The organism is bacterium (assembly GCA_024228115.1).
Lineage (GTDB): Bacteria > Myxococcota_A > UBA9160 > UBA9160 > UBA6930.
The window spans coordinates 1-715 of sequence record JAAETT010000447.1 but is presented as its reverse complement, the minus strand read 5'-3'; the positions used below and the strand labels follow the sequence as shown (position 1 = coordinate 715).

At 55.7% G+C, this 715-nt stretch carries 1 protein-coding gene; it reads right to left on the bottom strand.

The window, feature by feature from the left end; genetic code table 11:
* Positions 1 to 137 precede the first annotated feature (137 nt).
* Complete coding sequence (locus GY937_19370; GenBank protein ID MCP5058867.1) at positions 138 to 407, bottom strand: hypothetical protein; 270 nt, start codon at positions 405 to 407, stop codon at positions 138 to 140.
* Positions 408 to 715 lie beyond the last annotated feature (308 nt).

Below are 715 nucleotides of genomic sequence, written 5' to 3'. Positions count from 1 at the left end.
TCAACCACCGGCGGATTCTCGAGCCGATTGGGAATATCCCGCCGGCAGAGTTCGAAGCGATGTACGATCAACAGCAGGAAGCGACCGCCACAGGGGCGGTGCTCAACTAACTGGGTCTCCGGAGAACCCGGGGCGGTTCACAGTCCTTTCTTGACCCCATCCTCAACATCGAGAACCGAGTAGGCCGAGTCATCGCACGCCTCCATCACGAATGTGAGCGGGTGGCGAAGGCCTTCAGCTAGCCCGGTTTCTTCCCAAACCTCGTCTACGATTTTCTTTTCGGACTGAAAGAACCCGTGCTTCTTGCTTGCGACATGATCCTCTCTCGTTGATCCGGAGGCCGTCGGGTATTTCATGACTGCAGCGAGAGTTGCACAGGTCAAGTTGAGACCGAACTCATCGTTCACAACCTGCAGTCGAGTAAGAAGACGAAATGTCTGAGCGTTTCCCTCGAAGCTCAGGAAGTCACTTCGCATCTCATCGGAGAGTCCACATCCGTCGAAAAACAAATCTTCCGCGTTGTCTCGCACCCAGCCCTGTATTGCTGCCTCACCCTGATGACCAAAAGGGGGATTCCCTAGCCTGAACTATGCACGAAAGTTGGCTGAGAAGCTGGCTTTCCAATGTTTCAGCGTGCCGCGCGGCGATTGACGCTGACGGATCTCGTTTTGGGTGGTCGATGCCCATTCCGTGGCGCGAATGCGGAGTGTGCTTC